This window comes from Candidatus Clostridium helianthi, assembly GCF_045310795.1.
GTDB lineage: Bacteria > Bacillota > Clostridia > Clostridiales > Clostridiaceae > Clostridium > Clostridium helianthi.
Map to the genome: position 1 here is coordinate 1 of NZ_JBJIAB010000090.1, position 2,636 is coordinate 2,636.

At 26.7% G+C, this 2,636-nt stretch carries 2 protein-coding genes; both read right to left on the reverse strand.

Features of this window, described 5'->3' with window-relative positions:
- Nucleotides 1-96: 96 nt before the first annotated feature.
- Nucleotides 97-897 carry a ribose-phosphate pyrophosphokinase gene (locus ACJDTP_RS27235; protein ID WP_406762984.1) on the reverse strand — a complete coding sequence of 267 codons (801 nt, stop codon included), beginning with the start codon at nt 895-897 and terminating at the stop codon, nt 97-99.
- A gap of 69 nt (nt 898-966) precedes the next feature.
- Complete coding sequence (locus tag ACJDTP_RS27240; protein WP_406762985.1) at nt 967-1,860, reverse strand: NUDIX hydrolase; 894 nt, start codon at nt 1,858-1,860, stop codon at nt 967-969.
- Nucleotides 1,861-2,636: the final 776 nt, after the last annotated feature.

The following is a 2,636-nucleotide window of genomic DNA, read 5'->3' on the forward strand; positions in this document are numbered from 1 at the left end:
GGATACAACCTGCTGCTTAGAACCTTCAGCAATATTTTCATAGCTTTTCGGAATCAAAATATTTATGATTTCGGTAAGTTATTGCATAAGCCTAAGTTATACAATAGAGGATATTTCAATCTTCTCATGCTCTTTAGATAAAATGCTATTAGTAGTAACTACCTTACTAATTAAATCAGTCTTTAAAATTTCTCCATCAAAAATTGTATCCTCACAATGTGTTACCACCAAATAAATCTCAGTTGCACCCATTTCTTTAAGCTTTTTAGCTGTTAAAATAAATGTTCCACCCTTAGAGCATAAATCATCTACAATAATAGCTTTAAAATTTTTACTTTCCACAGTTCCATTTATTTCAAGCTTATTTATAAATCCTGTTTTAAAATCTCTTTCTTTGTTTGCAGTTAATATTTTTTCATATTCAATTTGTTTCCCGTATCTCTTAGCTGCACCTGCATCTGGATAAACTAAGTAAACTGAATCTTTTTTATCATCTACTTTTTCTAATAAATCTTTTGCTAATATTGCAGACATGTTTATGACTTTGACCCTATCAAGTAATGCCACACACACATCTGAATGTGGTTCATAAATTGATACTTCTTCAAAATTTAAATGATTAATAAGTCTGCATAAATGCTTTAGGGTAAATACAGTGACCCCTTCTGTTCTATCCATTCTGCTATAAGGCATATACGGAATTATAAGATTACATTTAATATTTAATTCATCCAAATGATCCTTTAAAAATATCAAATGAGTTATATCATTATCATTTTCAAATTTGAGCTTAATGGTATTTACCCATTCTTTAATATTTAACTCTTGGCTGTTTATTAAACTTTCTCCATTAGGAAATTTTTTAACCTCTACTTCTTTGTCATTTAAAAAAATCATTTAATTATCCCCTCTCATATTAAATCTCAATTCCCTATCATTAAATTTTATTAATAACTTAAATTTATTTTAGAAATTATGTTCCCAGTTTTCATTAAATTTAAATACTTTAGCAGGTCTAAAAGGTTTCCCTTCTATTTTTTCATCAGTTTCTATAATCATATCTTCCATTTTTCTTCTAAAATTCAAGATTTCTCTTCCCATTATTGCTTCATATACATTTTGAAGTTCCTTAACTGTAAATAATCTCGGCAAAAGATTTAGTGCAATTGGCGTATATTCTATTTTATTTCTAATTCTGTCTACTGCATAATCTATTATTTTATAATGATCAAAAGCTAATTCATAATTACTTTCATTTAACGTCTTATAACTATTTTCCTTTTTCCTAAAAATAGTTCTTTCTATTTTTTCTATTATTTCATAATTAAATTTTATTTCTTCATCTTCACTTTCAAATTTCAGAATATATTTATTTATGGTATTCGTCTCATTTTTTTTAGAATCAATTAAATTCTTTTCTACCCAAAACCACTTTGATTCTTTCCTATCTTTATAATCACCGAATCTAATATCCTCTTTCGATATTAATGCTATATTTCCGATACTTATTACTCTTGTCCTTGGATCTCTATCAACTTCTCCAAAAGTATATAATTGCTCAGTATATACATTATCTATTCCTGTTTCTTCTTTTAGTTTTCTTAGTGCTCCATCTTCTAGACTTTCATCATTTTTAACAAAGCCTCCTGGAATTGCCCATTTTCCTTTATAAGGATAATCATCTCTTTTAATTAAAAGAATTTGCATTCCCTTCTTTGGTACTTTTCTTGAATTCTCTTCTATCCTATCACCAGTTGTAAATATAATAATGTCATTTGTAACACTTGGTCTATCATAAATATTTACATCATATTCACTTAAAAATTCTCTTTCATTTTTATCTAATAGTTCTTGATTCAACTTACCCACCTCTATATATTTGAAAACTTTTTACTATTTATCATTTAGATAATATCAATTTGATTCTATGTATTAATAATAACTCTATTAACTTTATTTGTAAATACCTTTTTGAAAAATAATTATAGATATCCAAATTTTAAATTATATTTATGTGTATCAAAACCGAAATTAGATACAAATTTGTTCCAGCGGACTAATGAAATTTTCGCTAGATAGTTCTAAGTTGAAGGTTGAACCCATTTCTGCATGCTCCAAAAGCAAGTTTAGGACAAGCAGAAAATGGAACAACCTTCAACTAAGAACTATAACAACTCAATTCCAAATGCCGCTTTCACAAACATGTATCTAATTTCTAGTATAATTCACAAAGATTAAAGTATATCTTTTGGTTTCGATATCTATATAGGTTCCCTATTAAAAATTTAAAATATCTCAAGCAGAGAAATTTTCATATTCATATGGAACAAATATATGTTCAATTTGGGCTGATATCAATATAATTTCCACTCACGTTCGTTCGCTGAGATAAAGAAATAATAAAGGCTAAAAACTTTATCAAAGCAATATATAACACTCATATAGCAGAATAAAAGACTAAAAAATAGAGATCTAATGTATGTATGACATGTGTGATATTTTGTAAATTATGTTATAATAATTGTTATTAAAAACTATAGTTTAATAAACAATAGTAGATTAGAACTAAATCGCTAAAAGCGACGGCTTGGTTTAGTGATTAAATAAAATTTTATATGGAAAAAATAAGAAGTGAA

Excerpts from the sequence above, each read along its gene's own strand:
- ACJDTP_RS27235 (WP_406762984.1), bottom strand. The coding sequence starts at position 897 with ATGATTTTTTTAAATGACAAAGAAGTAGAGGTTAAAAAATTTCCTAAT.